A 25,340-nucleotide genomic window follows, 5' to 3' on the forward strand; every position below is an offset into this window, starting at 1 on the left:
CTATCAGTTTTCTTCTGGAGATTGTGGCTCTGCCAATTTCTCCCAGGATTCCCGAGGGAAAGAGCGGCGCCGAGCGCTTCTGCGCAATTTAGAATGGTTTGATTTTCGCGATCGTGCCTTCTATCAACCGGGTCGGCGCACTCCACGGCACCGCCGCCGAGCGACGCCCTGTCCGGAGGACGCCGATCGTGACTTTCTCACACAATGCGAGCGCGCAGAGCCGGGTGGCCGCGATCACGGCCTACGGTATTCTCGACACGCCGCGCGAGCGGGCTTTCGACGAGATCGCCGAGCTCGTCGCGGCGATCTGCGAGACGCCGATGGCCGCGGTCAGCCTGATCGACCAGGAGCGGCAGTGGTTCAAGGCGGAAGTGGGGCTCGGGGTTCGCGAGACGCCGCTCAGCCAGTCGATCTGCGTCACCGCTCTCGACAGCGACGATGTGATCGAGATCGAGGACACGCTGGAGGACCCACGCTCCTGCGCCAACACGCTGTGCAGCGGCCCGGCCGCCCTGCGCTTTTATGCCGGCGCGGTGCTGCGCACGCCCTCGGGCGTGCCGTTCGGCACCCTGTGCGTGCTCGACACCAAGCCACGCAAATTGACCGATCTGCAGCGCACCACCATCCGCGTGCTCGCGCGCCAGGTGACCAAGGAGCTCGACTTGCGCCAAGCGCTCAAGCGCCAAGAGGTGATGCAGCACGAGGTGGACCATCGGGTGAAGAACTCGCTGCAATCTGTCGCCTCTTTCATCCGCCTTCAGAGCGGGCGGGCGCAGGAGGAGGCGACGCGCGAGGTGCTCGAGACGGTCGGGCGGCGGATCTCGTCGGTGGCGCTGCTCCATCAGGAACTCTACGCGGCGAGCGTGGGCGAGGAAGTCGCCCTCAACAGCTACATGGAAAAGCTCGGCCGCCTGTTCGCCGCCTCGGCGCCGGAAGGGGTGAGGCTCGAGACACGCTGCGAGACGGCCCTGGTGAGCGCCGAGCAGGCGACCGCCCTCGCCGCCATCTGCAACGAGTTCGTGGCGAACTCGTTCAAGCACGCCTTTCCCGACGGGCGGGAGGGCATCGTGTCGATCATCGGCGCGCGCGGCGCTGACGGCGTCTTCGAGGTGCACCTCGAAGACGACGGGGTGGGGGTCGATCCTGCCGCGGCGGGGCGCGGGCTCGGCATGCGGATCATCGACGCGTCGGCGCAGCAGATGGGGGCGCAGCTCGCCTTTCCCGGCCGCGCGGCGGGCCACGGGCTGACGCTGGTGTTTCCGACCATCGACGTGCCGCCGAGCGTGCCCGTCACCCCGGCGATGGCCGCGCTGGAAGCGGACGCTCCGCGCGCCAACCACGGCGGCGCCGTGCCACGCTACCACGCGCCGTCGCGCTGAACCGGGTCAAGCGCCGAGCCGTCGCCGCCCCGCCTTCTTGGGGGGAGGGGCGAGGGCGAGGACGGTCGGCTGAGCCGGCGCGGCGGTCTTGCGCAGCTGCTTCAACTCCCGACGATCGGCCCGCGCGGCGCGGCGCGCGTCCTTGCGGCCGAGCCAGCCGGCAAGCCCGCCGATCACCACGCCGAGGGCGATCAGCGCGAAGATCAGCATGTAGAGCGGCACCGCGACAGTGAGGCCGTGCGCGTCGAACGGGTCGACGCGGATCGTCACCGGATGGCGGTTCGCCACCGCGAGCACCATGACCGCGGCCGCGAGCAGGACGAGCAGCGCGGTTCCGGCAAAGCGCGCCACGGGTCTACTCGGCGGCGCGACTCATGCCGTCGTCGTCGGCGTTGTTGATGCGCTCGCGCATCTCCTTGCCCGTGCGGAAGAAGGGAGCGGCCTTCTCCTCCACCGGGACGGATTCGCCGGTGCGGGGATTGCGGCCGATGCGAGGGCCGCGCAGGCGCACGGAGAACGCCCCGAAGCCACGCAACTCGACCCGATTGCGGTCGCGCAAGGCGTCCGAAATCTCGTCCAGCACCGCATTGAGGACGCCTTCAACCTCCCGCTGATAAAGGTGCGGGTTCTGCAGGGCGAGGCGTGTCACCAGCTCGGACTTAATCATTGTATGTCACCTTTAGGTCCGATGTGATGGAAGCCTGCCAAAGCGACCACAAACCGTCAACCGAAGCTGTCGGCCGAGTGGACGGAAGGGGCAGTCCGAGCGCCGCGAAAACGCCGTCCACCACGCGTTCCGCCATGTGCGCGGTGAAGGAAAAGTCGCCGTCATCCTTGGTTGTATAGGTCTTGACCGGCAGGTCCTTGGCGATGCCGCGCTCGCTTTCCATCCAGGCGATCGCCGTGTCCTCGCCGCCGATTTCGTCGATGAGCTTTTCCTCGAGCGCCTGATGGCCGGTGAAGATGCGGCCGTCGGCGAGGCGCCGGGCGTCGGCTTCGGTCAGGCCGCGGCGCTCCACGACCATGCCGAGGAACCAGGCGTAGCTGTCGTCGACGATCGACTGGAGCGCGGCGACGGCGTCGGGGTCGGTGGGCTCGAACGGGTTCGGCTCGGCCTTGAGCGGGCCGGAATCGACCTTCGACACCTGAATGCCGAGGTGATCGAGCATCTCGCTGATCTGGCCGTATTGGATGAGGACGCCGATCGAGCCCGTCAGGCTGGAGCGGTGGGCGACGATGTGATCGGTCGCAAGGGCGGTCATGTAGGCGGCGGAGGCACCGAGGGTGTCGATCTGGGCGACGACCGGCTTCACCGCCGCGACGTCGCGCAGCGCGTTGTAGAGGCGCTCGCCGCCGACGGTGGTGCCGCCCGGCGAGTTGATGGTGACGACGACCCCGGCGACGCTGTCGTCCTCGCCGAGATCCTCGATGAGATCGATGAGGTCGCTGTCCGACACGATGGCGCCCCGGATCGGCAGGCGCGCGATGTGGCTCGACCCGCCGGCGCTGACCGTCCAGTAGACGGCCGCGCCCACGGCCGCGATCACGATGAGGATCGCGAGGGCGCGCCACACGGCAAGCCGCCGGGTCAGGCGGCGACGGTCCAGGAGGGTGTCGACTTCGAGCGCCATGGTTCAATCCGCACGATGGAACGGGTCGTGTAGCACGGAAACTAAAGCGGCGGAGTCCCGTTCTGCGCCAGCACGTCTCCGACGAGGTAGAGCGAGCCGCCGATGAGGATGCGCGGCGCCGGCTCGAAGCGCCAGTTCTGCTCCAGGAGCCGCAGCGCGGTGCGCACCGAGGTGACGGGTTCGGCGGAGATGTCGGCCTCCTCCGCCGCCGCGGCGAGGGCGGCCGGCTCGATGGACGCGTCGGAGGGCACGCGCACGGTGAAGACGTGCCGCACGAGGCCAGCGAAGGCGCGGAAATAGCCCGCCGGATCCTTGGTGTTGAGCATGCCGACGATGAGGAAGAGCGGGCGCGGCACGCGGTCCTCGAGGTCGGCGAGGGCGGCGGCGATGGCTTCACCGGCATCGGGGTTGTGCCCGCCGTCGAGCCAGATCTCGGCCTCGCGGGGGGCGAAGTCGATGAGCCGGCCGCGGGTGAGGCGCTGGAGCCGGCCCGGCCAGTCGACGCGGGCGAGCCCGGCTTCGAGGCTCGCCGGATCGTCGATGAGGTGGGTGGCGCGGGCCGTCGCGACGGCGACGCCGGCGTTGACGAACTGATGGCGCCCGGTCAGGCGCGGCACCGGCAGGTCGACGAGCCCGTCATTGTCCTGGAAGACGAGGCGGCCGTGCTCCTGCAGCACCGACCAGTCGGCACCGCCGAGATGGAGCGGCGCCGCCATCCGGGCCGCCTGCCGCTCGATGACGGTCGAGGCCTCCGCCTTCTGGGGGGCGGACACGACCGGCACGCCCTGCTTGATGATCCCGGCCTTCTCGGCGGCGATGTCGGCGAGGGTGGGACCGAGGAAGCCCACATGGTCGATGCCGATGGTGGTGATGACGGAGGCGAGCGGGCGCTCCACCACGTTGGTGGCGTCGAGCCGGCCGCCGAGGCCGGTCTCGAGAAGGAGATAGTCCGCGGGGTTCTCCGCGAAGAGGAGGAAGGCGGCGGCCGTGGTGATCTCGAAGAAGGTGATGGGCTCGCCGCCGTTCGCCTCCTCCGCTCGGGTCAGCGCGTCCGTCAGCGCCGCGTCGTCGACGAGAGTGCCGCCCGACGCGTCGGCGATGCGGATGCGCTCGTTGAAGGCGACGAGGTGGGGCGAGGTGTAGACGTGGGCGGTCTTGCCGTCGGCCGTGAGCATGGCGCGCAGCATCGCCACCACGCTGCCCTTGCCGTTGGTGCCGGCGACGTGGATGACGGGCGGCAGCCGGCGTTCCGGGTTGCCGAGGGCGGCGAGCAGACGTTCGAGGCGCCCGAGCGAGAGGTCGATCCGCTTGGGGTGCAGCGCCGCGATCCGCTCCAGGATCGGTGACGTGGCGTCCATGGTCAGGTCGCGGCGGTCGCCGGCTCCTCGTCGGCGGGCGCCTCGGTCTGGGTCTGGGCGTCGGCCGCGGACGTCGCCACGGGCTCGGCCGGCACCTCCACCTCCGCCTTCGGAGCGGGGAGGGCGGGCGTCTCGACGGGAGGCGGCGCCTGATGGGTGAGAATGCGCAGCAGGCGGGCGAGCGTCGCCTTCATCTCGTGGCGGTGGACGACCATGTCGACCATGCCGTGCTCATGGAGATATTCGGCGCGCTGGAAGCCCTCGGGCAGCTTCTCGCGAATGGTCTGCTCGATGACGCGCGGGCCGGCGAAGCCGATGAGGGCGCCGGGCTCGGCGATGTGGACGTCGCCGAGCATCGCGTAGGAGGCGGTGACGCCGCCGGTCGTCGGATTGGTGAGGACGACGACGTAGGGAAGCCCCGCCTCGCGCAGCGCGATGAGCGCCGCCGTGGTCCGCGGCATCTGCATGAGGGAGAGAATGCCCTCCTGCATCCGCGCGCCGCCGGAGGCCGCGAAGAGGATGTAGGGCGTTCCGTCGGCCACCGCCGTCTCCGCCCCCTTCACGATGGCTTCGCCCGCGGCCATGCCGAGCGAGCCGCCCATGAAGGCGAAGTCCTGAATGGCGACGGTGACGGGCAGCGTCTCGAGGAGGCCCTTGGCGAGGGTCACCGCATCCTCGCGACCGGTCTTCGCCTTGGCGTCGCGCAGGCGGTCCTGATAGCGCCGCTCGTCGCGGAAGCGCAGCGGATCGACGGGCACCTGCGGCAGCGGCAGGAGCTCATATTGGCCGTCGTCGAACAGGCTGTCGAGGCGGGCGGGGACGGGCATGCGCATGTGGAAGCCCGAGCCGGGCACCACCCAGCCGTTCTGCTCCAGATCGCGATGGAACACCATCTCGCCCGTTTCCGGGCACTTGATCCAGAGGTTCTTCGGAGTGTCGCGCTTAGTCCAGAAGGAGGAGATCTTCGGACGGACGACGGACGAAATCCAGTTCATGCGGCGACCTCGGTGCGGGCGCGGCGAACGCCGTCGGACAGGGCCTTGACGAACGCGAGGGTCGGGGCCGGATCGCCGCCGGACGCCTCGATGGTGGAGACGATGGCCGACCCCACCACCACCGCGTCGGCGACGCGGGCGATCTCGGCGGCCTGCTCCGGCGTCTTCACGCCGAAGCCGACGCCGACGGGGAGCGCCGTCTTCGCCTTGAGTCGGGCGACGGCGCGGCCGATGTCGGCCGCCGCGGCGCTGGCGGTGCCGGTGATGCCGGCGATCGCCACGTAGTAGACGAAGCCGGAGGTGTTGGCGAGGACGGCGGGCAGGCGCTTGTCGTCGGTGGTCGGGGTGGCGAGGCGGATGAAGTCGAGCCCGACGGCGCGGGCGGGCAGGCAGAGCTCGTCGTCCTCCTCCGGCGGCAGGTCGACGATGATGAGCCCGTCGACGCCGGCCTCCGTCGCCTCCGCGAGGAAGGTGTCGACGCCGCGATGGTAGATCGGGTTGTAGTAGCCCATCAGCACGATCGGGGTGGTGTCGTCGTGCTGGCGGAAGTCGCGCACGAGCCGAAGCGTCGTCGACACCGAGCCGCCGGCGGCCAGCGCGCGGCGGCCAGCGGCCTGGATCGCGGGGCCGTCGGCCATCGGATCGGTGAACGGCATGCCGAGCTCGATGACGTCGGCCCCGGCGGCGGGCAGGCCCTTCAGGATCTCCGCACAGGTCTCGATCGACGGGTCGGCGGCGGTGATGAAGGTGACGAGGGCGGCGCGATTGTCGCGGCCGAGGGCCTCGAAGCGGGCGGCGATGCGGCTCATGGGCGGGTTCCGGACAGGGGCTGGCAAGCGGGGGGCGTACCGCCCGGCAAGAGGCTGATCGAGGGCATGCCGTCGCGCGCCGAGGACGGCATGGCGGCGGCAGCCGTCGGCCGAGAGGCGGCGGACGCGGCCGGATGGCGGAGCGTCGTCACATGCCCCCCGCGCGTCGGCTGACGATGCCGGTGAGATCGGCTTCGTCGGTGAGGCGGAAGGCGTGCACGTCCTCGATGGACTCGGCGATCCAGTCGATCCGCGACATTCGGTCGATCGCCGACATCACGGCCGCCATCCCCTGCTCGCCGCGATAGACGTAGAGCTCGCCATACTCCCAGGTGAAGCCGAGATCGCGCATGACGTTGGACAGCATCACGATTTCCTCGTCGAATGCGGCGTCGGACTGCTCGAGGCGCAATGCTTCGGCAGCCCGCTCCAGCGAGATGCGGACGGCGAGGGCATAGGCCATCAATGCGCGCTCACCGCGCCGGCCTCGAGGGCCGCGGCCACGGTGTGCACGTCCTTGTCGCCGCGGCCGCACAGGTTCATGAGGATGATCTGGTCCTTCGCCATCGTCGGTGCAACCTTGGCGACATAGGCGAGGGCGTGGGCGGGTTCCAGCGCCGGCAGGATGCCTTCGGTGCGGGCGAGGAGCTGGAAGGCGGCGAGCGCCTCCTTGTCGTCGATCGGCATGTAGGAGGCGCGGCCGATCTCCTTGAGCCAGGAGTGCTCGGGGCCGATGCCCGGATAGTCGAGGCCGGCCGAGATCGAGTGGCCTTCGAGTATCTGGCCGTCGTCGTCCTGCAGGAGATAGGTGCGGTTGCCGTGGAGGACGCCGGGCGCGCCGGCGGTGAGGGAGGCGCAGTGCTTGTCGCCCTCGAGCCCTTCGCCGGCCGCCTCCACGCCGGTGATCGCCACCGACGGATCGTCGAGGAAGGGGTGGAACAGGCCGATGGCGTTGGAGCCGCCGCCCACCGCCGCGACGAGGAGATCGGGCAGGCGCCCTTCCGCGGCGAGCATCTGCTCGCGCGCCTCGGTGCCGATGATGGACTGGAAGTCACGCACCATGCGCGGATAGGGGTGCGGCCCGGCGGCGGTGCCGATGATGTAGAAGGTGTCCTCGACGTTGGTGACCCAGTCGCGCAACGCCTCGTTCATGGAATCCTTGAGCGTGCCGGCGCCGGCCGTGACCGGCACCACCTCGGCACCGAGGAGCTTCATGCGGAAGACGTTGGGCGCCTGACGCTCCACGTCCTTGGCGCCCATGTAGACGACGCAGGGCAGGCCGAAACGGGCGCACACCGTGGCCGTCGCGACGCCGTGCTGGCCGGCGCCGGTCTCGGCGATGATGCGCGTCTTGCCCATCCGCTTGGCGAGCAGGATCTGACCGATGCAGTTGTTGATCTTGTGCGAGCCGGTGTGGTTGAGCTCGTCGCGCTTGAAGTAGACCTTGGCGCCGCCGAGCTCCTCGGTGAGGCGCTCGGCGAAATAGAGCGGGGAGGGGCGGCCCACATAGTCGCGCGCGAGGGCGGCGATCTCGGCGGCGAAGGCGGGGTCGGCGCGGGCGGCGTCGTAGGCGGCTTCGAGCTCCAGGATGAGCGGCATGAGCGTCTCGGCCACGAAGCGGCCGCCGAAGATGCCGAAGCGGCCGCGGTCGTCGGGGCCGGTGCGATAGGAATTGGGCCGTTCGCTCACGATAGGATCCTCGAAGGTGACCGGCTCGGCGGCCGCCGATGCCTCCGCCGGGACTCCGGCGCGGCGGCCTCGCCGCGGGGCATCGTCGTCGCCGTCATCCGGGTTGAGCACCGGTGAAAGCATGAAGGCCGGAAGGGGGTCAAGCGCGGCGATCGCCGGCCCGCCCGCCGGGGTCGAGGCCCCCCGCCTCCGAGGCGCCGCGCGCCCGGCGACGCGACACGATGCCCTCCGCGCGACGCGGTGCGTCGCCGCTGGCCGTCACGCCCGAACCGCTCCGCCCTGGCGGCATAGAGACGGTCATGCTGTGTCTATTTTGCCTCAAGAGAGCGAAATGTGTCACGGAAATGCCTTTTTCCTCAAAAATCGCAATAACGTCGGTGCATGTCGTGTTTATCTTTGTGCATCGATCAAAGTGATATTTCTCAACGCTGTATAGACACCCTCATTTGAAAAAGGGTTGCTGCAATGCGCATTGTGATAAGAATATTTGTCGCTCTCTTGCTTGGGGTCGTTGCGGGATGCGGGTTTCGAGTGCCGAGCTATACGGTCACCGGCGGACCCGCTGACACCGAAGCACTGGTTCTCGGCATCCTGCAGAAGATCGACTGTGATATTCGCGACTCTGTCGCCTTTGTGTTCGAGCAAGATCGACGACAGGCTCAGTTGAATCACAGCGCTGAGATTGCCGGATACCTCAGGAAGTGGGGTATTCTCGGCAATCTGACGATGACCGTGCGGGAGAAGTCGTCCGTCGGTGCGTCCGCTGTCGGCATCTTTCCGAACGCCGGTCCGTTCACGCTCGGGGGCGGCGCGAACATGTCGGCCGAAGCGAACCGCACCAACTCGATCAACTTCTACGAACTCATTGAAACAGTCGAGCAAGAGGGGCGATGTGAGGAGGCTGTCATCGCCCCTTTGAGCAAGGGATCGCTGCTGATCGAAAGTGACCTGAAGCTCAAGGAGTGGCTGTTTGCTCAGATCATCGTGGCCGGGACACGAACCATCGGCGTGCCGACGTCCGACAAGACGGCGCTCAAGAAGTCGGCGCTGACGCACAACATCAAATTCAAGATCGATACCAGCGCCAGTGTGTCGCCGAAGGTGGTGATCAACACGATCACGCTCAACGCCGCGGGGCCGATCGCCTCCGCCGAGCGCGGGAGCGTCCACGAAATCCTCCTGACCATCGGGCCGGCCGGGCCGGACGACAGCCTCACTCCCCAAGCGGCGGGCGCGTTCCAAGCCGCTCAGATCGGCATGGCGGTCTCCCGCAACCTCGACGGTCGATAGGCGGCGCCAACGGCGACGCTTGGGTGAACAAGACACCGGCGTGAGCCGTCACAGCGTAGGAAATGTATGAGTTTAACAAGCTGTATTGAAAGGAAATATCATGACGCATACGCCGAAAGTCTACTATTTTCCGACCTCCGATCCCGATGTCTGGATCGTCTGCGACTACAACCCGGCGGACGGTGCCTACAACGCGAACTGCCGCAAGGTGAAGACGCAGCAGCTGCCGCAGCGCCTGGTGATCGAGGCGCGGCGTTTCCACAACGCCATCATCAAGTACGCCTGAGTCTGCGCCGACCGTGGTGAGGGCATTCCCCGCTCAAATGACACTATTTGAGCGGGGAAACTGATGAATATTCAATTGGATAGAGTTCGATTCGCCTCAAGCCGCACGGACGGCGGCGACGAAGGCCGACATCTTGGCGATGTCCTTGATGCGGTTCGTCTCGACGCCGGAGGAGACGTCGACGGCGTAGGGGCGGACCGTGGCGACCGCCTCGGCGACGCTTTCCGGGTCGAGGCCGCCCGACAGCATGAAGGGGCGGGCCGGGTCGAGGGCGTCGAGCACGCGCCAGTCGAACCGCTGGCCGTGGCCGCCCGGGCGATCGGCGTCCTTCGGCGGCTTGGCGTCGAGCACCAGGAGGGCGTCGTAGCGCGCCGCGGCCGCGAGGTCGGCGGCGGTCGCGACGCCGAGCGCCTTCGCCACCGGCAGTCCGTGGCGGGCGGCGAGGTGCGCCACGCGCTCAGGCGTCTCCTTGCCGTGGAGCTGGAGGGCGTCGGGGCGGGCCCGGGCGACGAGCGCGTCGAGGGTGGCGTCGTCGGCGTCGACCACCAGCGCGACGACGGTCGCCGTGCCGCGCACGGCGTCGGCGACGGCGGCCGCGGCGTCGAGATCGAGGTGGCGCGGGCTCGGCGGGAAGTGGACGATGCCGACGAGGTCGGCGCCCGCGGCGACGGCGGCGCGGGCGAGGTCGGGCCGCGTCAGGCCGCAGATCTTCACGAGCGGCCCCGCGTCCGTCGGCCGGGCCGGCCAGCCGCGGGGCGCGGGTGCGAGGCTCACGAGCCTTCGGCGAGGATGTCGGGCTTCACCTCGCCGACCTTCTCCTCGATGATCTCGCGACGCTCTTCGGCGCGGAGCTCGTCGAGCTTGGGCATCGACATGATGTTGTAGCCGGAATCCACGTAGTGGATCTCGCCGGTGACGCCCGACGAATAGTCGGACAGGAGGTAGGCGGCGGAGCGGCCGATCTCCTCGATGTCGACGGTGCGCTGCAGCGGCGAATGCTTGCGCTGATAGTTGAACATCAGCCGTGCGTCGGTGACGCCGGCGCCCGCGAGGGTGCGCACCGGGCCCGCCGAGATGGCGTTGACGCGCACGCCGTTGGTGCCGAAGTCGGCGGCGAGATAGCGCACGGAGGATTCCAGAGCCGCCTTGGCGACGCCCATCACGTTGTAGTTGGGCATCACCTTCACCGAGCCGCTGTAGGTGAGGGTGAGCATGGCGCCGCCGTTCGTCATCAGCGGCGCGGCGCGGCTCGCCGCCTCGGTGAAGGAGAAGCAGGAGATCACCATGGTGCGGGAAAAGTTCTCCCGCGTGGTGTCGGCGTAGCGGCCCTTGAGCTCGTTCTTGTCGGAAAACGCGACGGCGTGGACGAAGAAGTCGATCGACCCCCAGGTCTTGGCGGCGGTGTCGAACAGGGTGTCGACGGTCGCCAGATCCTCCACGTCGCAGCGCTCCAGGAACGCCGCCTCGACCTGATCGGCCAGCGGGCGGACGCGGCGGCCGAACTGGTCGTTCTGATAGGTGAGACCGAGCTCGGCGCCCTCGGCGCGCAGCTGCCGGGCGATGCCCCAGGCGATCGAGTGGTTGTTGGCGACGCCCATCACGACGCCACGCTTGCCGGCCATCAGGCCGCTTGCCTTCACCATCGCCTCACCCATCGTAACGTGCCAGAACCAGGCAGGCGTTGGTGCCGCCGAAACCGAACCCGTTGGACAGGATCGTTTCGAGCGCCACGTCATCCTGCCGCTCGCGGACGATGGGCACATCGTCGAACGCCGGATCGAGCTCCTCGATGTGCGCCGAGGCGGAGATGAAGCCGTTGCGCATCATCAGGAGAGAGTAGATCGCCTCGTGCACGCCCGCCGCGCCCTGGGCATGGCCCGAGAGCGATTTGGTGCCCGAAATCGGCGGGATGTCGCTGCCGAAAACCGCACGGATCGCCTCGATCTCCTTGAGATCCCCGATGGGCGTGGAGGTGGCGTGCGGGTTGATGTAGTCGATCGTCCGATTGCCCGCCTGGGCGAGGGCGGCGCGCATGCAGCGCACCGCGCCCTCGCCGGAGGGGGCGACCATGTCGACGCCGTCCGACGTCGCCGCGTAGCCCACGATCTCGCCGATGATGTTGGCGCCGCGGGCCTTGGCGTGCTCCAGCTCCTCGAGCACCAGGACGCCGGCGCCGCCGGCGATGACGAAGCCGTCGCGGTTCTTGTCGAACGGACGGGAGGCGGCGGCGGGGGTGTCGTTATAATGGGTCGACATCGCGCCCATCGCGTCGAACAGGACGGACAGCGTCCAGTCGAGCTCCTCGCAGCCGCCGGCGAAGATGATGTCCTGCTTGCCCAGCATGATCTGCTCGGCGGCGTGGCCGATGCAGATGTTGGTGGTGGAGCAGGCGGCGGAGATCGAGTAGCTCGCGCCCTTGATCTTGAAATGGGTGGAGAGCGTGGCCGAGGCGGTGGAGCTCATCGCCTTCGGAACGGCGAAGGGGCCGATGCGCTTGGGCCCCTTGGTGCGGGCGATGTCGGCCGCCTCCACGATGGTGCGCGTCGACGGGCCGCCCGAGCCCATGATGAGGCCGGTGCGCTCGTTGGAGATCTCGTCCGGCTCGAGGCCCGCATCGCGGATGGCCTGGTCCATCGCGACGTGGTTCCAGGCGGTGCCACCGCCGTGGAAGCGCATGGCGCGCCGGTCGACGCTCTCCGACGCGTCGAGCGTCGGGGCACCGTGCACCTGGCAGCGGAAGCCGTGTTCGGCATAGGATTCGGCCCGGACGATGCCCGAGCGCCCTTCCTGCAGCGATGCGGTCACCTCTTGCGTCGACCCGCCGAGCGGCGAGACGATGCCCATTCCGGTGACAACCACCCGTCTCATGTATACTCCAATCCCGACTGGCGCGCGCTCAAGAGGGCTGCGCCGCGTCCTTGAAAAGGCCGACCCGAAGATCTTCGGCTTTGTAGATGGCTTCGCCGTCGGCCTTCAACCAGCCGTCGGCGATGCCGAGGGTGAGCTTGGAGCGCATGACGCGCTTCAGGTCGAGACCGTACTCGACGAGCTTCACCTTGGGCAGCACCTGGCCGGAGAACTTCACCGCGCCGACGGCGAGCGCCCGGCCGCGGCCCTCCCCGCCGAGCCAGCCGAGGAAGAAGCCGAGCAGCTGCCACATGGCGTCGAGGCCGAGGCAGCCGGGCATCACCGGATCGCCCTTGAAGTGGCAGGCGAAGAACCAGAGGTCCTCGCGCACTTCGAGCTCCGCGCGGATCTGCCCCTTGCCGTGCGCCCCGCCGTCCTCCGAGATGTGGCTGATGCGGTCAAACATCAGCATCGGCGGCAGCGGCAGCTGGGCGTTGCCGGGGCCGAACAGTTCGCCGCGCCCGCAGGCCAGCAAATCCTCGTACTCGAACTGCGACCGCTTCGTGATGTTCGTGATTGCCATCGGTTACGTCTGTCTGCTCGTTGGGGCCTCGCCCCCCATGTTGGTTCGTGGGCGGGGCGGCGCAAACGGGGGCGACCCGATTTGCTGAAATGATTCCCCCCGCTGTTAGGGCCGAAGGTGGCCCCATGGCAAGCACCTCACGCAAGCTCGGACACGAGATGCGTTGATCTGGACTCGTAGAGTCGTTATATCCATGAATGTATGCGGCATCAGGGCCGCGCGCAGAGGTTGGAAACAGGATAGGTCATGGCGGTCTTTTTCTCGCGTGAGACGACAGACGGCGCGAAGGACGTGCAGCCTGTAGGCATTCACGTGCGGGATATGCTGAAAATGGCAGGCCTCCGGCCCACGCGCCAGCGTGTGGCCTTGGGCAATATCCTGTTTGGGCGTGGTCACCGCCACGTGTCGGCCGAAGGGCTGCACGAGGAGGCGGTCACCGCGCGCGTCCCTGTGTCGCTGGCGACTGTGTACAATACGCTGCACCAGTTCACCGAAGCGGGTCTGCTGCGCGAGATCGCGGTGGACGGCACCAAGACCTATTTCGACACCAACACCGACGATCACCATCATTTCTTCGACGAGAGCAACGGCATGGTGACCGACATTCCGGGCCACTCGCTGGCGCTGAACCGCATCCCCGAGGCGCCGGACGGCATGGAGATCTCCCGGGTCGACGTGGTGGTGCGCATCCGCCCGAAATAACGCCGGGGCCGTCCGGACGGCCGATCCGCACGAAACGAGACGAGAGCGCCGTACGGGGTCGTGCGGCGCTTTTTTTTTCGCTCCGTTTTCGAAAATTACTTTGCGGCCGAAGCCTTCGTCCCGCGCGACTTCACGCTTGGCGAGGATCTCATCGGCCTCACTGACGGCGTCCGGATCGACGATCTCGAGTTCCGCGGTGAGAAGATCCTTCTCGACGGCGACATGGTCGCCCGGCTCAACGGTGTCGACACGCCCGACCTCACCACGGCGGATTTCGCCATTCTCTGAGGCGTCGAAGGGTGTGAGCCCTCGCCGACGGGCGCTTCCAAGGGGCCGCCGCAGGCTCTACGACTGATGTCTCGAAGCTCGACGCCGTGGGGCTCGGGCGGGCGGCCGGCGCCGCGATGGGGGACGCGATGGCCACATTCATCGTCGACAGCCTGGGTGACGAGCGCGTGGGCGAGAGCCCCGGCACCACGTTGCGCGAGGCGGTGGCCCTCGCGAACGCCTCGCCCGGTGTCGATACCATCGTGTTCGATCCCTCGCTCGCCGGCGGCACCATCGCGCTGTCGGTGACGAGCTCGGGAACGGACCGGCTCGAGCCGATCCGCATTCTCGACGACGTCGTCATCGATGCGAGCGCCGCCGCCGACGGGACGGACTACATCACCGTGACGGTGGCCGACGGCGTCGACGCGGCGCCGATGTTCGTCGTCAACACGGACGAGGCGTCCTTCGCCACGATCGCCTTCTCCGGCGGCACCGGCGACGGGGCGGGCGGGGCGATCTACCACGTGTCGGGCGCCCTCACGCTCACCGACACGGTGTTCGACGGCAACACCGCGGTGACGGGCGGGGCCGTCTACTCCAACGGCAGCGCGCTCACCATCGAGGCTTCCTCCTTCACCGGCAACACGGCGGGCTCGGGCGGGGCCATCGCGCTCGGGGCGTCGGCGGGGGAGTTGACGGTCACCCAGTCCTCCTTCTCCGACAATCTCGCGACCTCGACCGGGCTCGCCTATGGCGGTGCGATCTCCGCCGCGGAGGCCGACACGACGGTGACGGTGAGCGACAGCGCGTTCGCCGACAACACCGCCGAGGGCTTCGGCGGCGCCATCTGGTCGGTGGGCACGCTCGAGGTGTCGAGCTCCAGCTTTTCCGGGAACGCGGCGACGACCGTGGACGGGCGCGGGGGCGGCTCCGCCATCGCCACGCGCTCGGCCACCGCGACGGTGACGACGACGCTGTTCGACGACAACGACACGAGCCTCGACGGCGCCGCCGCGCTCGACTTCAAGAACACCGACGCCACCCTTGGCGACGTGACGGTGACGGGCACCCTCGGCGGAGCGATCACCGTGTCGGGCGGCACGCTTCGCGTCACCGACACCGAGATCGCCGACAACGCGGCCACAGAGGGAGCGGCGATCCGCACCGTCGCCGGCGGCACCGGCGTCACCACCATCGTGATCACCGACACCAGCATCTCCGGCAACGTCGCGGACGGGGACGGCGGCGCGCTGCAGATCACGCGGCCGACGAACCTCACGCTGACGCGCACCTCGCTGAGCAGCAACGTCGCCGAGGGGGACGGCAGCGCCATCTATCGCAGCGCCGGCGGCAACACCCTCGTAGAGGGCTCGAGCTTCGCCTCGAACACGGCGGAGAACGGGGAGGCGCTGTTCCTCGAGGCGGGCGTAGCCGGCCGCGTGGTGATGACCGGCACCGATGTGGGCAGCCAGTCGGTGGTGACGGGAGCGGGCGCCGACAACGTCGCGGCGACGGGCTCGGGCAACCGTCTGTGGGGCGGCGGCGGCGCCGACACGCTCGCCGGCGCCGGCGGCGACGACGTGATCCGCGGCGAAGCGGGCAACGACAGCATCACCGGCGGCAACGGCAACGACGAGCTCTTCGGTGGCGACGGCGCGGATGTCGTCGACGGCGGCGCCGGCGCCGACACGCTGAGCGGCGGGGACGGTGGCGACACGCTGACGGGCGGCGAGGGCAGCGACACCTTGCTCGGCGAGGCGGGCGACGACCGGGTCACCGGCGACGTCGGCGAGGATCGCCTCGTGGGCGGCGACGGCGCCGACACCCTCGCCGGCGGTGACGGCAACGATACGCTCGACGGCGGCTCGGGCCTCGACGTGATCTTCGGCGGCGACGGCGACGACGTGGTGATCGGCGGCAGTGACGCCGATCTGGTGCGCGGCGCGGCGGACAACGACCGGATCGACGGCGGCGCGGGCGACGACACGCTCACCGGCGGTCCGGGCGAGGACACCATCTCCGGCAGCGGCGGCGACGACGTCGTCGGCGGCGGCACCCAGTCCGACACGCTCGATGGCGGGGCGGGTGACGACTATGTGGACGGCGGCGGCGCGGCGGATCTCGTGCGCGGCGGCGCCGGCGACGACACGGTGCGTGGCGGCAACGGCGGCGACACGGTGGAGGCCGGCGCGGGCGACGACGCCGTCATCGGCGACAGCGGCGACGACCTCCTCTATGGCGCGGCCGGCAACGACACGCTGATCGGCGGCGACGGCGACGACACGCTGTTCGGCGAGGCGGGCCGCAATGTCGCGACCGGCGACGACGGCGACGACGTGTTCGTGATCGACGAGGGGGCCGTCGTCACGGTGCGCGATTTCGTGGACGGGGAGGACCTCATGGGCCTCACCGACGGGATGCGCTTCCAGGACCTGTCCTTCCAGGGGAGCCGCATCCTCTTCGAGGGCGACGTGGTGGCGACGCTCGTGGGTGTCGCGACGGGATCGCTGACGGCGGACGATTTCATCCTGATCTGAGGCGACCGGATCGGGCCGGCTCAGGCCCGCAGGTCCCGCACGATGTCGCGGGAGAGGGTGGCCCCGGCCGGCAGCAGCGCGAGGAGCAGGGTGAGGCTGACGAAGCCCGCCACCAGATGCAGCTCTGGCCAGTCGAGGCGCGCGGTCACGAGGATGTCGGTGCGCTCGGTGATGATCGCGGAGAGGGCGATGGTGGCCCCGTAGCCGACGCCGACGCCGAGGATCGCGCCGGCGACGATGAGGCTCGCCGCATAGCCCCACACCACCGCGAAGGCGAAGCGGGCCGGCGCGCCGAGCGCGCGCAAGAGAGCGAGACGCTGGGCGGTGAGGCGGGCGAGCACCAGCAGCCCGGCGAGCACGCCGGCGGTGACGAGCACCTGGGTCGCCACCGCGAGGAGGCTCATCGCCTGGCGCACGTCGCCGAGGATGTTGTGCAGGCCCGCGAGCACGGCGCCGGGGAAGAAGGCCATCACGTCGGCACGGTTGAACTCCGAGCGCAGCGCATAGTTGGCCCAGAGCTCGTCGGCGCGCACCAGGATGGCCGGGGTGCCGGGAAAGCGCGCCATGTCGAAGGGCGGGCCCACCTCGCCCGACCAGCCGTCGGCGTGACCGTCGGCGAGGCCGTGGACCTCCCACACCGCCTCCACCGGCACGAGGATGGCGCGATCCCATGGGCTGCCCGTCATCGGCATGCGCCCGACGACGGTGAAGTGGGCGTGCTCGTGAGCCTCCTCGTCGGCGCTCGCGCCGACGCCGTGGGCGGGGGTGAACTCGTCGCCGATCGCGAGCGGCACACGGGCGCCGGCGACCGCCTCTCGCTCGGTGGCGAACATGCGCCCTGCGGCGAGCGGACCGGCGAGGTGGCCGGCGAAGTCCGGGGTGGTGCCGATCACCGGAGCCCCGTCGTAGCTGTCGCCGAAGGCGATGGGGGCGGCGATCGAGACGTGCGGGTTCTCCGTCACCTCGGCGTAGACGTCGCCGCCGAGGAGGGGGACGTCCGAGGGTTGGAGGTAGACGGCGGCGAGGAGCATGGTGATTTCGCTGCCGGGGGCGGCGAGCACGAGGTCGAACTTCTCCGCCGCGCGGGCGGTGCCGATGCGAAGGCCGCGCTCCTGCGCGATGAGGCCGACGCCGAGCCCCACCGACGCCGCGATCAGCAGGACGAAGAGGGCGTTGGTGAACGGGAAGCGGCGCAGCATGGCGCCGACGAGGGCGAGCGGCCGGTGGCCCGCCATCACCGCGACGCCGACGAGGAGGGCGGGCAAGAGCAGGGCGAGGAAGGTGAGCCCGTCCTGGGCGAGGGCGGGGAGACGATCCCAGAGGTCGAGCGAGTTCATTCGGTGATCTCGCCGTTCCGGAGGGTCAGGACGCGGTCCATCCGGGCGATCAGCGCGGGGTCGTGGCTCACCACCACGAGCGTGCGGCCCGCCGCACGGGCGGCGCCGAGGAGCGCGTCGGCGAGGGTGTCGGCGGTGGCGCGGTCGAGGCTCGCGGTGGGCTCGTCGGCAAGCAGGATCGGCGGGTCGGTGGCGAGCGCGCGGGCGAGCGCGATGCGCTGGCGCTCGCCGCCGGAGTGGGTGGCCGCGGGCCGGGCCGGGCGCGTCGGAACGCCGAGGGTGGTAAGCGCCTCGCCCGCCGCGAGGGTCACCGCGGCGCGGCGCCTGCGGGGAGCGAAGGCGGCGGCGACGCCGGCATTGGCGAGGGCGGAGATCTCCTCAAAGAGGAGCGGGTCCTGGAAGACGAAGCCCATGTGGTCGCGCCGGAAGCGCGCTCGGGCGCCCTGGCGCAGCGCGAGGATGTCGCAGCCGTCCCACAGGACGTGGCCCGAGGTGCGGCGGGCAAGGCCTGCGAGGGCGTGCAGGAAGGTGGACTTGCCCGCCCCCGACGGACCGGAGATGCCGAGATGGCAGCCGGCGGGCACGTCGAGCTGCGGCACCGACAGAAGGTGACGGCCGCCGCTCGCCTCGACGACGAGATCGGTGATGGTCAGGGCAAGACCCATGGGCGTGTGGCTCAGGCGCGATCGTAGCTGGCGTCGGCGAGGCGAACGCGGCTCAGGAAGCCGGTCTCCGGATCGCGGAAGGTCCCGAGCTCCAGCATGCCGCGGGTGACGATGCGCACGTTGAAGGGCACCACGACGATCGCCCGCTTGGTGTAGATGGCGAGAATGTCGTCGGGCCACTCGGCCTCGCTCTCGCAGAAGGGGCAGACGGCGAGGGGGCGCTTGGTGAGCACGAAGAAGGTGGCTTCGGCCTTGAGCGGCGGCGCCATGAAGCCAGCGACGGCGATCCGCTCCCCGGCGTGGGCCTCGGCGTAGTCGGAGAAGCTGAGGTCCTTGTTGTAGAGGTCGCGCATGCGCACGGTGTCGGCGGCCGCGGCGGGGCCAGCGAGCGACAGAGCCGGCATCGCCAGCGCACCGAAGGTGAATTGCCTGCGATCCATCGAAACCCTCACTTGGACTGGACGGGCCGGGCGGCCGGGGCCGCCCGGGGTGGCGCGGCAAGCCGCGCCGGTCTGATCAATCCGCGCTCACCGCGTGGTTCATCACGTGGAAGATGTAGTTCTGCTCGACGGTGCCGTCGAAGAGGTGCGCCATCGGGCCCTTGGCGTAGAGGGCGACGTCCTCGCCGGAGTGCGATTCGGAGGACATCGGGATCAGGGCTTCCTGGAGATATTCCGGATCCGTCACCTCCTCCTGGGTCAGCTCGGCACGCTCGCCCGAGTAGGTGCCGTCCTCCTGCTGCTTGAGCACGGCGCCCGGGCCGTTGAGGTAGCCGATCACGGTGTAGGGCTTGCCGTCGGCGGCGAGCACCAGCTCGTCGGAGTGCTTCAGCTGGCCCTTGGCGACGTCGTAGCAGAGGCCGAGGATCGGGCTGCCGCGGCCGCAGTAGCCGTTGAGCGCGATGGCGTGCTCGTGGTCGGCGGTGACGATGATGAGGGTGTCCTCGTCGGCGGTCAGCTCGTCGCCGGCGGCGACGGCCTCGGCGAACTCCACGCCGTCGGTCACGGTGCGATAGGCGTTGCCGTCGTGGTTGGCGTGATCGACGCGGCCGGCCTCGATCTCGAGGTAGAAGCCGCCCTCGTTGTTGGCGAGGTAGCTGATCGCCGCGCGCGTCATGTCCTCGAGCGAGGGCTCCTCGGCCGGATCGCGATCGGCCTCGTACTTCATGTGGCTGTCTTCGAAGAGGCCGAGCACCGGGGTCGAGCCGTCGAGGTTGAGCGCCTTGAAGGTCTCGGTGTTCCAGGCGTACTGGCCGCCGGCCTTCGTCATGGCGTCGACGTAGTTCTGGCCGTCCTTGCGGCGGCCCTTCTTGCCCTCGCCGTCGGTCACGTCGGCGGGCAGGAAGTAGCGGCGGCCACCGCCGAAGGCGAGATCGATCACGCCGGCGTTCATCTGGTCGATGAGCTGGGTGGCGATGTCCTTGGAATCGGTGCAGCCCTCCGGCACGTCGCCTTCCCAGTTGCGGTTGGCGGTCTTGGCGTAGACGGCCGCGGGGGTCGCATGGGTGATGCGGGCGGTGGAGACGATGCCGACCGCCTTGCCGGCTTCGCTGACGATCTCGGCGAAGGTCTTGAGGCGATTGGCGGCCTCGGAGGCGCAGTCGTCGTGGATGGCGCCTTCGGGAGCGAGGTTGATGGTGTTGAAGACCTGCTTCACGCCGGTGTTCATGGCGCCGGCGGTCGGCGCGGAGTCGGGCGTCTGGGCGTTGACGTTGTAGGTCTTCACCAGCGCGAGGTTGGGGAAGGCTTCGTAGGGCAGGACGTGCTCTTCGCCGAGCTTGCCATCGAGCTGCCCGGCATAGAGGCGGGTGGCGTAGTTGGTGGCGATCCCGTTGCCGTCGGCGACGAACAGGATGACGTTCTTGGCGCGCCCGACGATGGGCTGATGCGACAACATCGCCGCTAGAGTCGCCTCGCCATCGGTGTACCACTGGCTGCCGGCTTGGGGCAGTGTGTCCTGGGCGGAGGCGGCGGCGAGCGTCAGCGCCATCGCGGTGGTGGCGAGAACCATCCGTTGCATGAAGAACTCCCGAAGAGGATTGAGCTTGGCGCCAGCCCATACGAGAGGTGCATGACAGTTCGATCACAGCGGGCGGATCGGCCGGAATTGCCACGAGGATGGGCAGATCGCTGGAAATCTGTGCGGCGGTGACCGCAGATTCCGGTGCCGATCGACCGGAGGTAGACCTATTCTTTAAAAGGATTCCAGCTTCGGGAGCGTTTGCGATGCTCGACCGTCAGACCACCCACGCCCTGCGCGCCGAGCCGCAGGAGAGCTACACCGACCCCGCGCTTCTGGAACGCGAGCAGACCCATGTGTTCGACCGGGACTGGGTGATGGTGACGCGGGCCGGCGCGCTGCCCAATCCGGGCGACTACGTCACCGCCAAGCTCGGCCGTCGTCCCATCGTGGTGATCCGCCAGGAGGACGGCTCGATCCGCGCCTTCGCCAACTATTGCCTCCACCGCTACGCCAAGCTGCTCGACGGGTCGGGCAACAAGAAGCGGATCGTCTGCCCCTACCACGCCTGGACCTACACGATGGCCGGCGAGCTGATGGGGGTGGCCGACCGGGAGGGCTTCTGCGCTCTCAAGACGCGCGAGATGGGGCTCGAGGAGCTCGCCTGCGAGGTGGCGCTCGGCTTCGTCTTCGTGTCGCGCCGGTTCGACCTGCCGGCGCCGGGGGCACGGCTCGGCGAGCTTGCCGCGCTCCTCGCCAACCACCGGATCGAGGACTACGAGGACCGCATCGTCGTCGACGAGGAGATCTGGGAGGGCAACTGGAAGGCGCTCTTCGAGAACTTCATCGAGAGCTACCACGTGACCTACTCGCACAAGGGGTCGATCGGGCCGACCAACCCGACGAAGCTCGCCGAGAAGGGGCCGACGGGGCACGACTTCTTCTCGCTGCACCACAACTCCTATCGGCCGGAGGACTACCCGCCGATCCACAACGCGGCGCTGACCGCCGATCAGCGGCGCCAGTTCCACGTCATCGCCCTCTATCCCAACGGGCTCGCGGCGGTGGACCCGAACTTCATGTGGTGGATCGCGCTGGAGCCGATGGCGCCGGGGCGCACCAACGCGCGCTGGGGCCTCTCCTTCTCGCCCCATGCGATGGCGGGGATGGAGGATCCGGAGGCCTACGTGGAGGCGATCCGCCAGACCATCGTGGTGGCGACGGCCGAGGACAAGGAGATGGTCGGCCGCGTGCAGGAGGGAGCGGCGTTCGGCTCGTCCGAGCGCGGCTATCTGCACGACTGGATGGAGGTCTATCTCGCCGAGTTCCGCCAATATATCGACGGCCTTTGCGCCGCCGACTGAGGCGTATCGTGCTCTCTCTCGTCGAACGCGAATATGTCTGTCCCCTCGGGCGCTTCGGCTCGAGGGGACACGCTTGAGGCGACGGGGGCATCGCTCGTCGCCCGCCAAAGAGGCCGCCGCGGGGGCGGCCCCTTCCGCCGTCACTTCTCCATGTAGGCGTTACCGATGCCGTCGTTGACGCCGATGGCGGTCGTCACGAGGTCCTTCACCGTGCAGCGGTAGATGGTGGGGAACTCGAGCTCCAGCAGCCAGGCGACGGGGACGTCTTCGACCAGAATGTCCTGCATCTCGTCGTAGAGCTTCTGGCGCGTGTCGGCGCCGACGGCGACGGCCGCCTCCGCGGCGAGCTCGTCGACGCGCGGGTTGTCGTACCCCTCGACGTTGTTCCAGGGGCTGCCCTTGGCGATGTTGGAGGAGATGTAGTTACGCGTCACGCCGAGCGCCGGATCGCCGTACTGGTAGAGGTAGGTGAAGGCGATGTCGTAGTCCCACTCGGAGATCTTCTGGTTCCAGCCGGCGACGTCGGTGGAATCGAGCGTCACCGCGATGCCGACCTCTTCGAGATTCTGCTTCACCGCCTCGGCCCAGCGCTGCCAGGTCTCGCCGTAGGGGAGCGGCAGGATACGCACCGGAGTGCCGTCGTAGCCCATCTCGTCGAGCAGCTCCTTGGCCTTGTCCGGATCGTGGGGGTAGTCCTTGAGGTTCTCGTTGAAGAAGTTGGTCTTGGAGGACACCGGCCCCTTCGCCACCGTGCCGAAGCCGTTCCAGATCACGTCGCGCATGAACTCGCGGTCCATCGCGTACATGATCGCCTGACGGAAGCGCTTGTCCGCCGTCGGCCCCTCGCGGTTGTTGAGCCACATCCAGGCGTGCGGCGCGAAGTACTCCCAGCCCTTGCCGGTGGAGCAGACGCCGTCCATCGCGGTGAGGCGGGGAATGTCGAAATTCTCCACCGAGCCGCCGGGCAGCACGTCCACCTCGCCGGTCTCGAAGGCGACCGAGCGGGACGCGGCGTCGGGGATCACCTGCCAGTAGACCTCGTCGAAATGAGGCGCGCCCTCGACGTGATAGTCCTCGTTCTTGACGAGGTGGATGTAGGAGCCCTTCACCCACTCGTCGAACTTGAACGGGCCGGTGCCGATGGGCGTCGCGTTGGCGGGGTTGTTGGCGTAGTCGGTGCCGTCGTAGATGTGCTTCGGCAGCATCGGCATGGTGCCCACCTCGAAGATGCCGATGAACGGGCCGAACGGCTCCTTCAGCGTGAACACCACGGTGTGGTCGTCCGGCGCCTCGATGGTGTCCACGTAGGCGAGCGAGACGCGCAGGCGGGGGTGGGTCTCCCGCAGGAACTTGTCGACCGAGAAGATCACGTCGTCGGCGGTGAAGGGCTCGCCGTCGTGCCAGGTCACGCCTTCCTTGAGGTGGAAGGTGTAGGTGAGCTCGTCGTCGGAGATCTCCCAGGATTCGGCGAGGGAGGGGAGCGGCTTCAGCTCCGTGTCGTATTTCAGGAGGCTTTCGTAGATGTTGCCGGCGACCATCTGGGTCGGCCCGTTCTGGATGAGGCCGAGCATCAGGCCCGGCGGCTCCGGCTGGATCACCACGTTGAGGCGGCCGCCCGAGGTTTGCGCGGCCGCCGGGCCGGCCACGGCAAGGCCGAGCGCGGCGGCAAGCAGGATGCGTTTCATCGCGTAAGCTCCTGTTGGGTAAGGGGGTCGTCGTTGGCGGGATCGCCGGCCGGAGGGGCATGCGGCGCGAGCCTCGCGCCGTGCACATCGTCGCGTTCGGTTGGGCGTCGCGATGGTGCGGTCAAGGGCCTCTCCAGACGTCGGCAAGCGCAGTCTGACGATCATGTGGCGCGTGTCAAACTGGCGCACCACGATCACGTTCGGGAGAAGGAAGCATGAGCGTTTGGCGGCCGGCAGGCGGGATCCGCGTGAAGGTGATCGGGCTCGTGATCCATGCGGGCCGGCTGCTCGCGGCCGAGGTGACGGCCGACGACGGCCGCGTGAAGGGAGTGCGTCCGCTCGGCGGCTCGGTGATGTTCGGCGAGACGCGCGAGGCGGCGCTGCGGCGCGAGTTTCGCGAGGAGGTCGGCTGCGAGATCGCGATCGCCGGCGAGTGGCTGGTGTTCGACAACATCTACGAGCACGAGGGGACGGCGGGGCACGAGGTGGTATTCGCCGCGCCGGTGGATCTCCTCGACCGGGGTCTTTACCGACGGCCCGAGATGCACTTGCGCGAGGACGACGGGACGCCCTTCCGCGCCGCCTGGTTCGCGCCGGCCGAGCTCGCCGCCGCCGGCATCGCGCTCTATCCCGAGGGCCTCGAGGCGGTGTTGCCGGAGACGCCGTGCTAGGTCCCCCGGCGGGCGGTCCCATGCGCCCGGCGAGCGGCCCTATGCCACCGGCGGGCGGTCCTATGCGCCCGGCGTATGGCTGCGCTTTGTCTGGGGATTGAGACTAAGGGGTGACATGGCGCCGGCCGGGTGGCATGCGAAAGTGGGTGAGGCGCGGCGCGCGCCGATCTTCGCCCGCCGCGTCCGCCGATCGCGAAGGAGCCTCGATGCGCGTCTTCTATGCCGCCGAAACCGAACGCCACGCGCCCGAGTTCTTCCTGCTGCGCGGCCGCCCCGTCGCCAACGAGGAGCGCGCCGAGCGGGCGGAGCGGCTGCTCGCCGGGGTCGCGGCTGCCGGCCTCACCCCCGAGGCGCCGCCGTCGGCGGGCCGCGCGCCGCTCGCGGCGGTCCATTCGCCCCGCTATCTCGACTTTCTGGAGACCGCCTGGGCGGCGTGGCAGGCACTGCCGGGCGCCTCGCCGGAAGTGGTCGCCAACGTTCAGCCACGGCGGGGCGAGGCGTCCTACCCGGCCGGCGTCGTGGGCCGGGCCGGGTGGCACATGGGCGACCTCGCCTGCCCGGTGGGCGAGTTCACCTTCGCCGCCGCCGTTCGCGCGGCCGACTGCGCTGTCGCCGCGGCCGACGCCGTCGCCGGTGGCGCGGGTGCCGCCTACGCGCTGGCGCGACCCCCGGGCCACCACACGAGCCGCGAGGTGGCCGGCGGGCACTGCTTCCTCAACAACGCCGCCATCGCCGCCGAGCGGCTGGCGAAGGGCGGCGCGCGCCCCGCGGTGCTCGACATCGACGTCCACCACGGCAACGGCACCCAGGCGATCTTCTACGACCGGCCGGACGTGATGATGGTGTCGGTGCACACCGACCCCAACCACTTCTACCCCTGGTTCGTGGGGCACGCCCACGAGACCGGGATCGGCGCCGGCGAGGGGACGAACCGCAACCTGCCGCTCAAGCTCGGGGCCGACGATGCCGCCTGGCACGAGGCGATCGCGGTCGGCCTCGACACGGTGAAGAGCTTCGGCGCCGACGTTCTGGTCCTGTCGCTCGGGCTCGACGTCCACGAGAGCGACCCGCTCGGCGGCATGACGATCACCACCGACGGGATCCGCAGGGCCGGCGCGCTGATCGCGGCGGCGGGGCTGCCGGTCGCGATCATCCAGGAGGGCGGCTATCTCGGCCCGGCCCTCACCGACAACATCGCGGGCTTCCTGGGCGGCTTTCTCGGGGCGCAGAGATGAGCGCCGGAGCGGGCATGGTCCCGGCGGCCGGCGAGGGAGCGGCGGGCA

At 69.3% G+C, this 25,340-nt stretch carries 26 protein-coding genes; 9 read left to right on the forward strand and 17 right to left on the reverse strand.

All coding sequences use genetic code 11. The features are described 5' to 3' along the window. The first annotated feature begins 188 nt into the window (after positions 1-188). A complete protein-coding gene (locus JCR33_RS11100) occupies positions 189-1,379 on the forward strand; it encodes a histidine kinase dimerization/phosphoacceptor domain -containing protein (RefSeq protein WP_198882114.1) in 1,191 nt (396 codons plus the stop codon). 6 nt (positions 1,380-1,385) lie between these two features. Here the strand turns inward: JCR33_RS11100 and JCR33_RS11105 are convergent, their stop codons facing one another. The 8 genes from JCR33_RS11105 to trpB all read right to left on the reverse strand — a co-directional run bounded on the left by JCR33_RS11105 (position 1,386) and on the right by trpB (position 7,861). After that, on the reverse strand, positions 1,386-1,730 hold the full coding sequence (locus JCR33_RS11105; protein ID WP_198882115.1) for a lipopolysaccharide assembly protein LapA domain-containing protein: 345 nt from the start codon (positions 1,728-1,730) through the stop codon (positions 1,386-1,388). A gap of 4 nt (positions 1,731-1,734) precedes the next feature. Then, a complete protein-coding gene (locus JCR33_RS11110) occupies positions 1,735-2,046 on the reverse strand; it encodes an integration host factor subunit beta (protein ID WP_198882116.1) in 312 nt (103 codons plus the stop codon). Continuing rightward, on the reverse strand, positions 2,039-3,010 hold the full coding sequence (sppA, locus tag JCR33_RS11115) for a signal peptide peptidase SppA (protein WP_198882117.1): 972 nt from the start codon (positions 3,008-3,010) through the stop codon (positions 2,039-2,041). The genes JCR33_RS11110 and sppA overlap by 8 nt, the downstream gene beginning before the upstream one ends. A gap of 41 nt (positions 3,011-3,051) precedes the next feature. Next, positions 3,052-4,368, reverse strand: a complete 1,317-nt coding sequence (locus JCR33_RS11120) for a bifunctional folylpolyglutamate synthase/dihydrofolate synthase (RefSeq protein ID WP_211110209.1) — start codon at positions 4,366-4,368, stop codon at positions 3,052-3,054. A gap of 2 nt (positions 4,369-4,370) precedes the next feature. Beyond that, a complete protein-coding gene (gene accD, locus JCR33_RS11125; protein WP_198882118.1) occupies positions 4,371-5,363 on the reverse strand; it encodes an acetyl-CoA carboxylase, carboxyltransferase subunit beta in 993 nt (330 codons plus the stop codon). Beyond that, complete coding sequence (gene trpA / locus JCR33_RS11130; protein WP_198882119.1) at positions 5,360-6,172, reverse strand: tryptophan synthase subunit alpha; 813 nt, start codon at positions 6,170-6,172, stop codon at positions 5,360-5,362. The genes accD and trpA overlap by 4 nt, the downstream gene beginning before the upstream one ends. A gap of 148 nt (positions 6,173-6,320) precedes the next feature. Next, positions 6,321-6,635, reverse strand: a complete 315-nt coding sequence (locus tag JCR33_RS11135; RefSeq protein WP_198882120.1) for a hypothetical protein — start codon at positions 6,633-6,635, stop codon at positions 6,321-6,323. Further along, positions 6,635-7,861: a tryptophan synthase subunit beta gene (gene trpB, locus JCR33_RS11140; protein ID WP_198882121.1), complete on the reverse strand. Its 1,227-nt coding sequence runs from the start codon at positions 7,859-7,861 to the stop codon at positions 6,635-6,637. The genes JCR33_RS11135 and trpB overlap by 1 nt, the downstream gene beginning before the upstream one ends. A 531-nt stretch (positions 7,862-8,392) precedes the next feature. On the opposite strand from trpB, the gene JCR33_RS11145 reads away from it, so the two are divergent. Next, positions 8,393-9,151 (forward strand): hypothetical protein, encoded by a 759-nt coding sequence (locus tag JCR33_RS11145; RefSeq protein ID WP_198882122.1) that lies wholly within the window; start codon positions 8,393-8,395, stop codon positions 9,149-9,151. A gap of 100 nt (positions 9,152-9,251) precedes the next feature. After that, positions 9,252-9,437 carry a hypothetical protein gene (locus JCR33_RS11150; RefSeq protein ID WP_198882123.1) on the forward strand — a complete coding sequence of 62 codons (186 nt, stop codon included), beginning with the start codon at positions 9,252-9,254 and terminating at the stop codon, positions 9,435-9,437. A 96-nt stretch (positions 9,438-9,533) separates the two neighbouring features. On the opposite strand, the gene JCR33_RS11155 is transcribed toward JCR33_RS11150, so the two are convergent. From JCR33_RS11155 to fabA, 4 genes are read right to left on the reverse strand one after another with little or no spacing between them, the layout of a single operon-like run. Next, on the reverse strand, positions 9,534-10,211 hold the full coding sequence (locus tag JCR33_RS11155; RefSeq protein ID WP_198882124.1) for a phosphoribosylanthranilate isomerase: 678 nt from the start codon (positions 10,209-10,211) through the stop codon (positions 9,534-9,536). Further along, positions 10,208-11,080: an enoyl-ACP reductase FabI gene (gene fabI / locus JCR33_RS11160; protein ID WP_198882125.1), complete on the reverse strand. Its 873-nt coding sequence runs from the start codon at positions 11,078-11,080 to the stop codon at positions 10,208-10,210. Before fabI ends, JCR33_RS11155 begins: the two co-directional genes overlap by 4 nt. A gap of 4 nt (positions 11,081-11,084) precedes the next feature. Next, positions 11,085-12,305 carry a beta-ketoacyl-ACP synthase I gene (gene fabB, locus JCR33_RS11165; protein WP_198882126.1) on the reverse strand — a complete coding sequence of 407 codons (1,221 nt, stop codon included), beginning with the start codon at positions 12,303-12,305 and terminating at the stop codon, positions 11,085-11,087. Between the two features lie 28 nt (positions 12,306-12,333). Next, the gene (gene fabA / locus JCR33_RS11170) at positions 12,334-12,867 is read right to left on the reverse strand and encodes a 3-hydroxyacyl-[acyl-carrier-protein] dehydratase FabA (RefSeq protein WP_198882127.1); all 534 of its coding nucleotides are present in this window, start codon (positions 12,865-12,867) and stop codon (positions 12,334-12,336) included. Positions 12,868-13,188: 321 nt separating this feature from the next. On the opposite strand from fabA, the gene irrA reads away from it, so the two are divergent. From irrA to JCR33_RS11185, 3 genes are all read left to right on the forward strand, one after another. Further along, complete coding sequence (irrA, locus tag JCR33_RS11175; protein WP_198882225.1) at positions 13,189-13,569, forward strand: iron response transcriptional regulator IrrA; 381 nt, start codon at positions 13,189-13,191, stop codon at positions 13,567-13,569. Positions 13,570-13,629: 60 nt separating this feature from the next. Continuing rightward, entirely contained in the window at positions 13,630-13,857 is a 228-nt protein-coding gene (locus tag JCR33_RS11180) for a hypothetical protein (RefSeq protein WP_198882128.1), read from the forward strand. Positions 13,858-13,985: 128 nt separating this feature from the next. After that, on the forward strand, positions 13,986-16,376 hold the full coding sequence (locus tag JCR33_RS11185; RefSeq protein WP_198882129.1) for a calcium-binding protein: 2,391 nt from the start codon (positions 13,986-13,988) through the stop codon (positions 16,374-16,376). Between the two features lie 20 nt (positions 16,377-16,396). Here JCR33_RS11185 and JCR33_RS11190 read toward each other — a convergent pair whose 3' ends face one another. From JCR33_RS11190 to JCR33_RS11205, 4 genes are all read right to left on the reverse strand, one after another. After that, the gene (locus JCR33_RS11190; protein WP_198882130.1) at positions 16,397-17,713 is read right to left on the reverse strand and encodes an ABC transporter permease family protein; all 1,317 of its coding nucleotides are present in this window, start codon (positions 17,711-17,713) and stop codon (positions 16,397-16,399) included. Further along, positions 17,710-18,378 carry an ABC transporter ATP-binding protein gene (locus JCR33_RS11195; RefSeq protein ID WP_198882131.1) on the reverse strand — a complete coding sequence of 223 codons (669 nt, stop codon included), beginning with the start codon at positions 18,376-18,378 and terminating at the stop codon, positions 17,710-17,712. The genes JCR33_RS11190 and JCR33_RS11195 overlap by 4 nt, the downstream gene beginning before the upstream one ends. Positions 18,379-18,389: 11 nt before the next feature. Then, the gene (locus tag JCR33_RS11200) at positions 18,390-18,818 is read right to left on the reverse strand and encodes a hypothetical protein (protein ID WP_198882132.1); all 429 of its coding nucleotides are present in this window, start codon (positions 18,816-18,818) and stop codon (positions 18,390-18,392) included. Positions 18,819-18,894: 76 nt separating this feature from the next. Beyond that, positions 18,895-20,397 (reverse strand): alkaline phosphatase, encoded by a 1,503-nt coding sequence (locus JCR33_RS11205; protein ID WP_198882133.1) that lies wholly within the window; start codon positions 20,395-20,397, stop codon positions 18,895-18,897. A 206-nt stretch (positions 20,398-20,603) separates the two neighbouring features. On the opposite strand from JCR33_RS11205, the gene JCR33_RS11210 reads away from it, so the two are divergent. Beyond that, the gene (locus JCR33_RS11210; protein ID WP_198882134.1) at positions 20,604-21,701 is read left to right on the forward strand and encodes an aromatic ring-hydroxylating oxygenase subunit alpha; all 1,098 of its coding nucleotides are present in this window, start codon (positions 20,604-20,606) and stop codon (positions 21,699-21,701) included. Positions 21,702-21,841: 140 nt separating this feature from the next. Here JCR33_RS11210 and JCR33_RS11215 read toward each other — a convergent pair whose 3' ends face one another. Further along, positions 21,842-23,386 carry an ABC transporter substrate-binding protein gene (locus JCR33_RS11215; RefSeq protein ID WP_198882135.1) on the reverse strand — a complete coding sequence of 515 codons (1,545 nt, stop codon included), beginning with the start codon at positions 23,384-23,386 and terminating at the stop codon, positions 21,842-21,844. A 215-nt stretch (positions 23,387-23,601) separates the two neighbouring features. Here JCR33_RS11215 and JCR33_RS11220 point away from each other — a divergent pair, with 215 nt between their 5' ends. Then, positions 23,602-24,057 carry an NUDIX hydrolase gene (locus JCR33_RS11220; protein WP_198882136.1) on the forward strand — a complete coding sequence of 152 codons (456 nt, stop codon included), beginning with the start codon at positions 23,602-23,604 and terminating at the stop codon, positions 24,055-24,057. A 206-nt stretch (positions 24,058-24,263) separates the two neighbouring features. Next, positions 24,264-25,292, forward strand: coding sequence for a histone deacetylase family protein (locus tag JCR33_RS11225; RefSeq protein WP_198882137.1), 1,029 nt, complete (start codon positions 24,264-24,266; stop codon positions 25,290-25,292). Positions 25,293-25,340: the final 48 nt, after the last annotated feature.

Source organism: Acuticoccus mangrovi (assembly GCF_016411865.1).
Taxonomy (GTDB): domain Bacteria; phylum Pseudomonadota; class Alphaproteobacteria; order Rhizobiales; family Amorphaceae; genus Acuticoccus; species Acuticoccus mangrovi.

Coding starts and splice junctions, on each gene's coding strand:
- JCR33_RS11110 (WP_198882116.1), bottom strand. CDS start 2,046: ATGATTAAGTCCGAGCTGGTGACACGCCTCGCCCTGCAGAACCCGCAC.
- sppA (WP_198882117.1), bottom strand. CDS start 3,010: ATGGCGCTCGAAGTCGACACCCTCCTGGACCGTCGCCGCCTGACCCGG.
- JCR33_RS11120 (WP_211110209.1), bottom strand. CDS start 4,368: ATGGACGCCACGTCACCGATCCTGGAGCGGATCGCGGCGCTGCACCCC.
- accD (WP_198882118.1), bottom strand. CDS start 5,363: ATGAACTGGATTTCGTCCGTCGTCCGTCCGAAGATCTCCTCCTTCTGG.
- trpA (WP_198882119.1), bottom strand. CDS start 6,172: ATGAGCCGCATCGCCGCCCGCTTCGAGGCCCTCGGCCGCGACAATCGC.
- JCR33_RS11135 (WP_198882120.1), bottom strand. CDS start 6,635: ATGGCCTATGCCCTCGCCGTCCGCATCTCGCTGGAGCGGGCTGCCGAA.
- JCR33_RS11150 (WP_198882123.1), top strand. CDS start 9,252: ATGACGCATACGCCGAAAGTCTACTATTTTCCGACCTCCGATCCCGAT.
- fabI (WP_198882125.1), bottom strand. CDS start 11,080: ATGGTGAAGGCAAGCGGCCTGATGGCCGGCAAGCGTGGCGTCGTGATG.
- fabB (WP_198882126.1), bottom strand. CDS start 12,305: ATGAGACGGGTGGTTGTCACCGGAATGGGCATCGTCTCGCCGCTCGGC.
- fabA (WP_198882127.1), bottom strand. CDS start 12,867: ATGGCAATCACGAACATCACGAAGCGGTCGCAGTTCGAGTACGAGGAT.
- irrA (WP_198882225.1), top strand. CDS start 13,189: ATGCTGAAAATGGCAGGCCTCCGGCCCACGCGCCAGCGTGTGGCCTTG.
- JCR33_RS11185 (WP_198882129.1), top strand. CDS start 13,986: ATGGCCACATTCATCGTCGACAGCCTGGGTGACGAGCGCGTGGGCGAG.
- JCR33_RS11190 (WP_198882130.1), bottom strand. CDS start 17,713: ATGAACTCGCTCGACCTCTGGGATCGTCTCCCCGCCCTCGCCCAGGAC.
- JCR33_RS11195 (WP_198882131.1), bottom strand. CDS start 18,378: ATGGGTCTTGCCCTGACCATCACCGATCTCGTCGTCGAGGCGAGCGGC.
- JCR33_RS11200 (WP_198882132.1), bottom strand. CDS start 18,818: ATGGATCGCAGGCAATTCACCTTCGGTGCGCTGGCGATGCCGGCTCTG.
- JCR33_RS11205 (WP_198882133.1), bottom strand. CDS start 20,397: ATGCAACGGATGGTTCTCGCCACCACCGCGATGGCGCTGACGCTCGCC.
- JCR33_RS11210 (WP_198882134.1), top strand. CDS start 20,604: ATGCTCGACCGTCAGACCACCCACGCCCTGCGCGCCGAGCCGCAGGAG.
- JCR33_RS11215 (WP_198882135.1), bottom strand. CDS start 23,386: ATGAAACGCATCCTGCTTGCCGCCGCGCTCGGCCTTGCCGTGGCCGGC.
- JCR33_RS11220 (WP_198882136.1), top strand. CDS start 23,602: ATGAGCGTTTGGCGGCCGGCAGGCGGGATCCGCGTGAAGGTGATCGGG.
- JCR33_RS11225 (WP_198882137.1), top strand. CDS start 24,264: ATGCGCGTCTTCTATGCCGCCGAAACCGAACGCCACGCGCCCGAGTTC.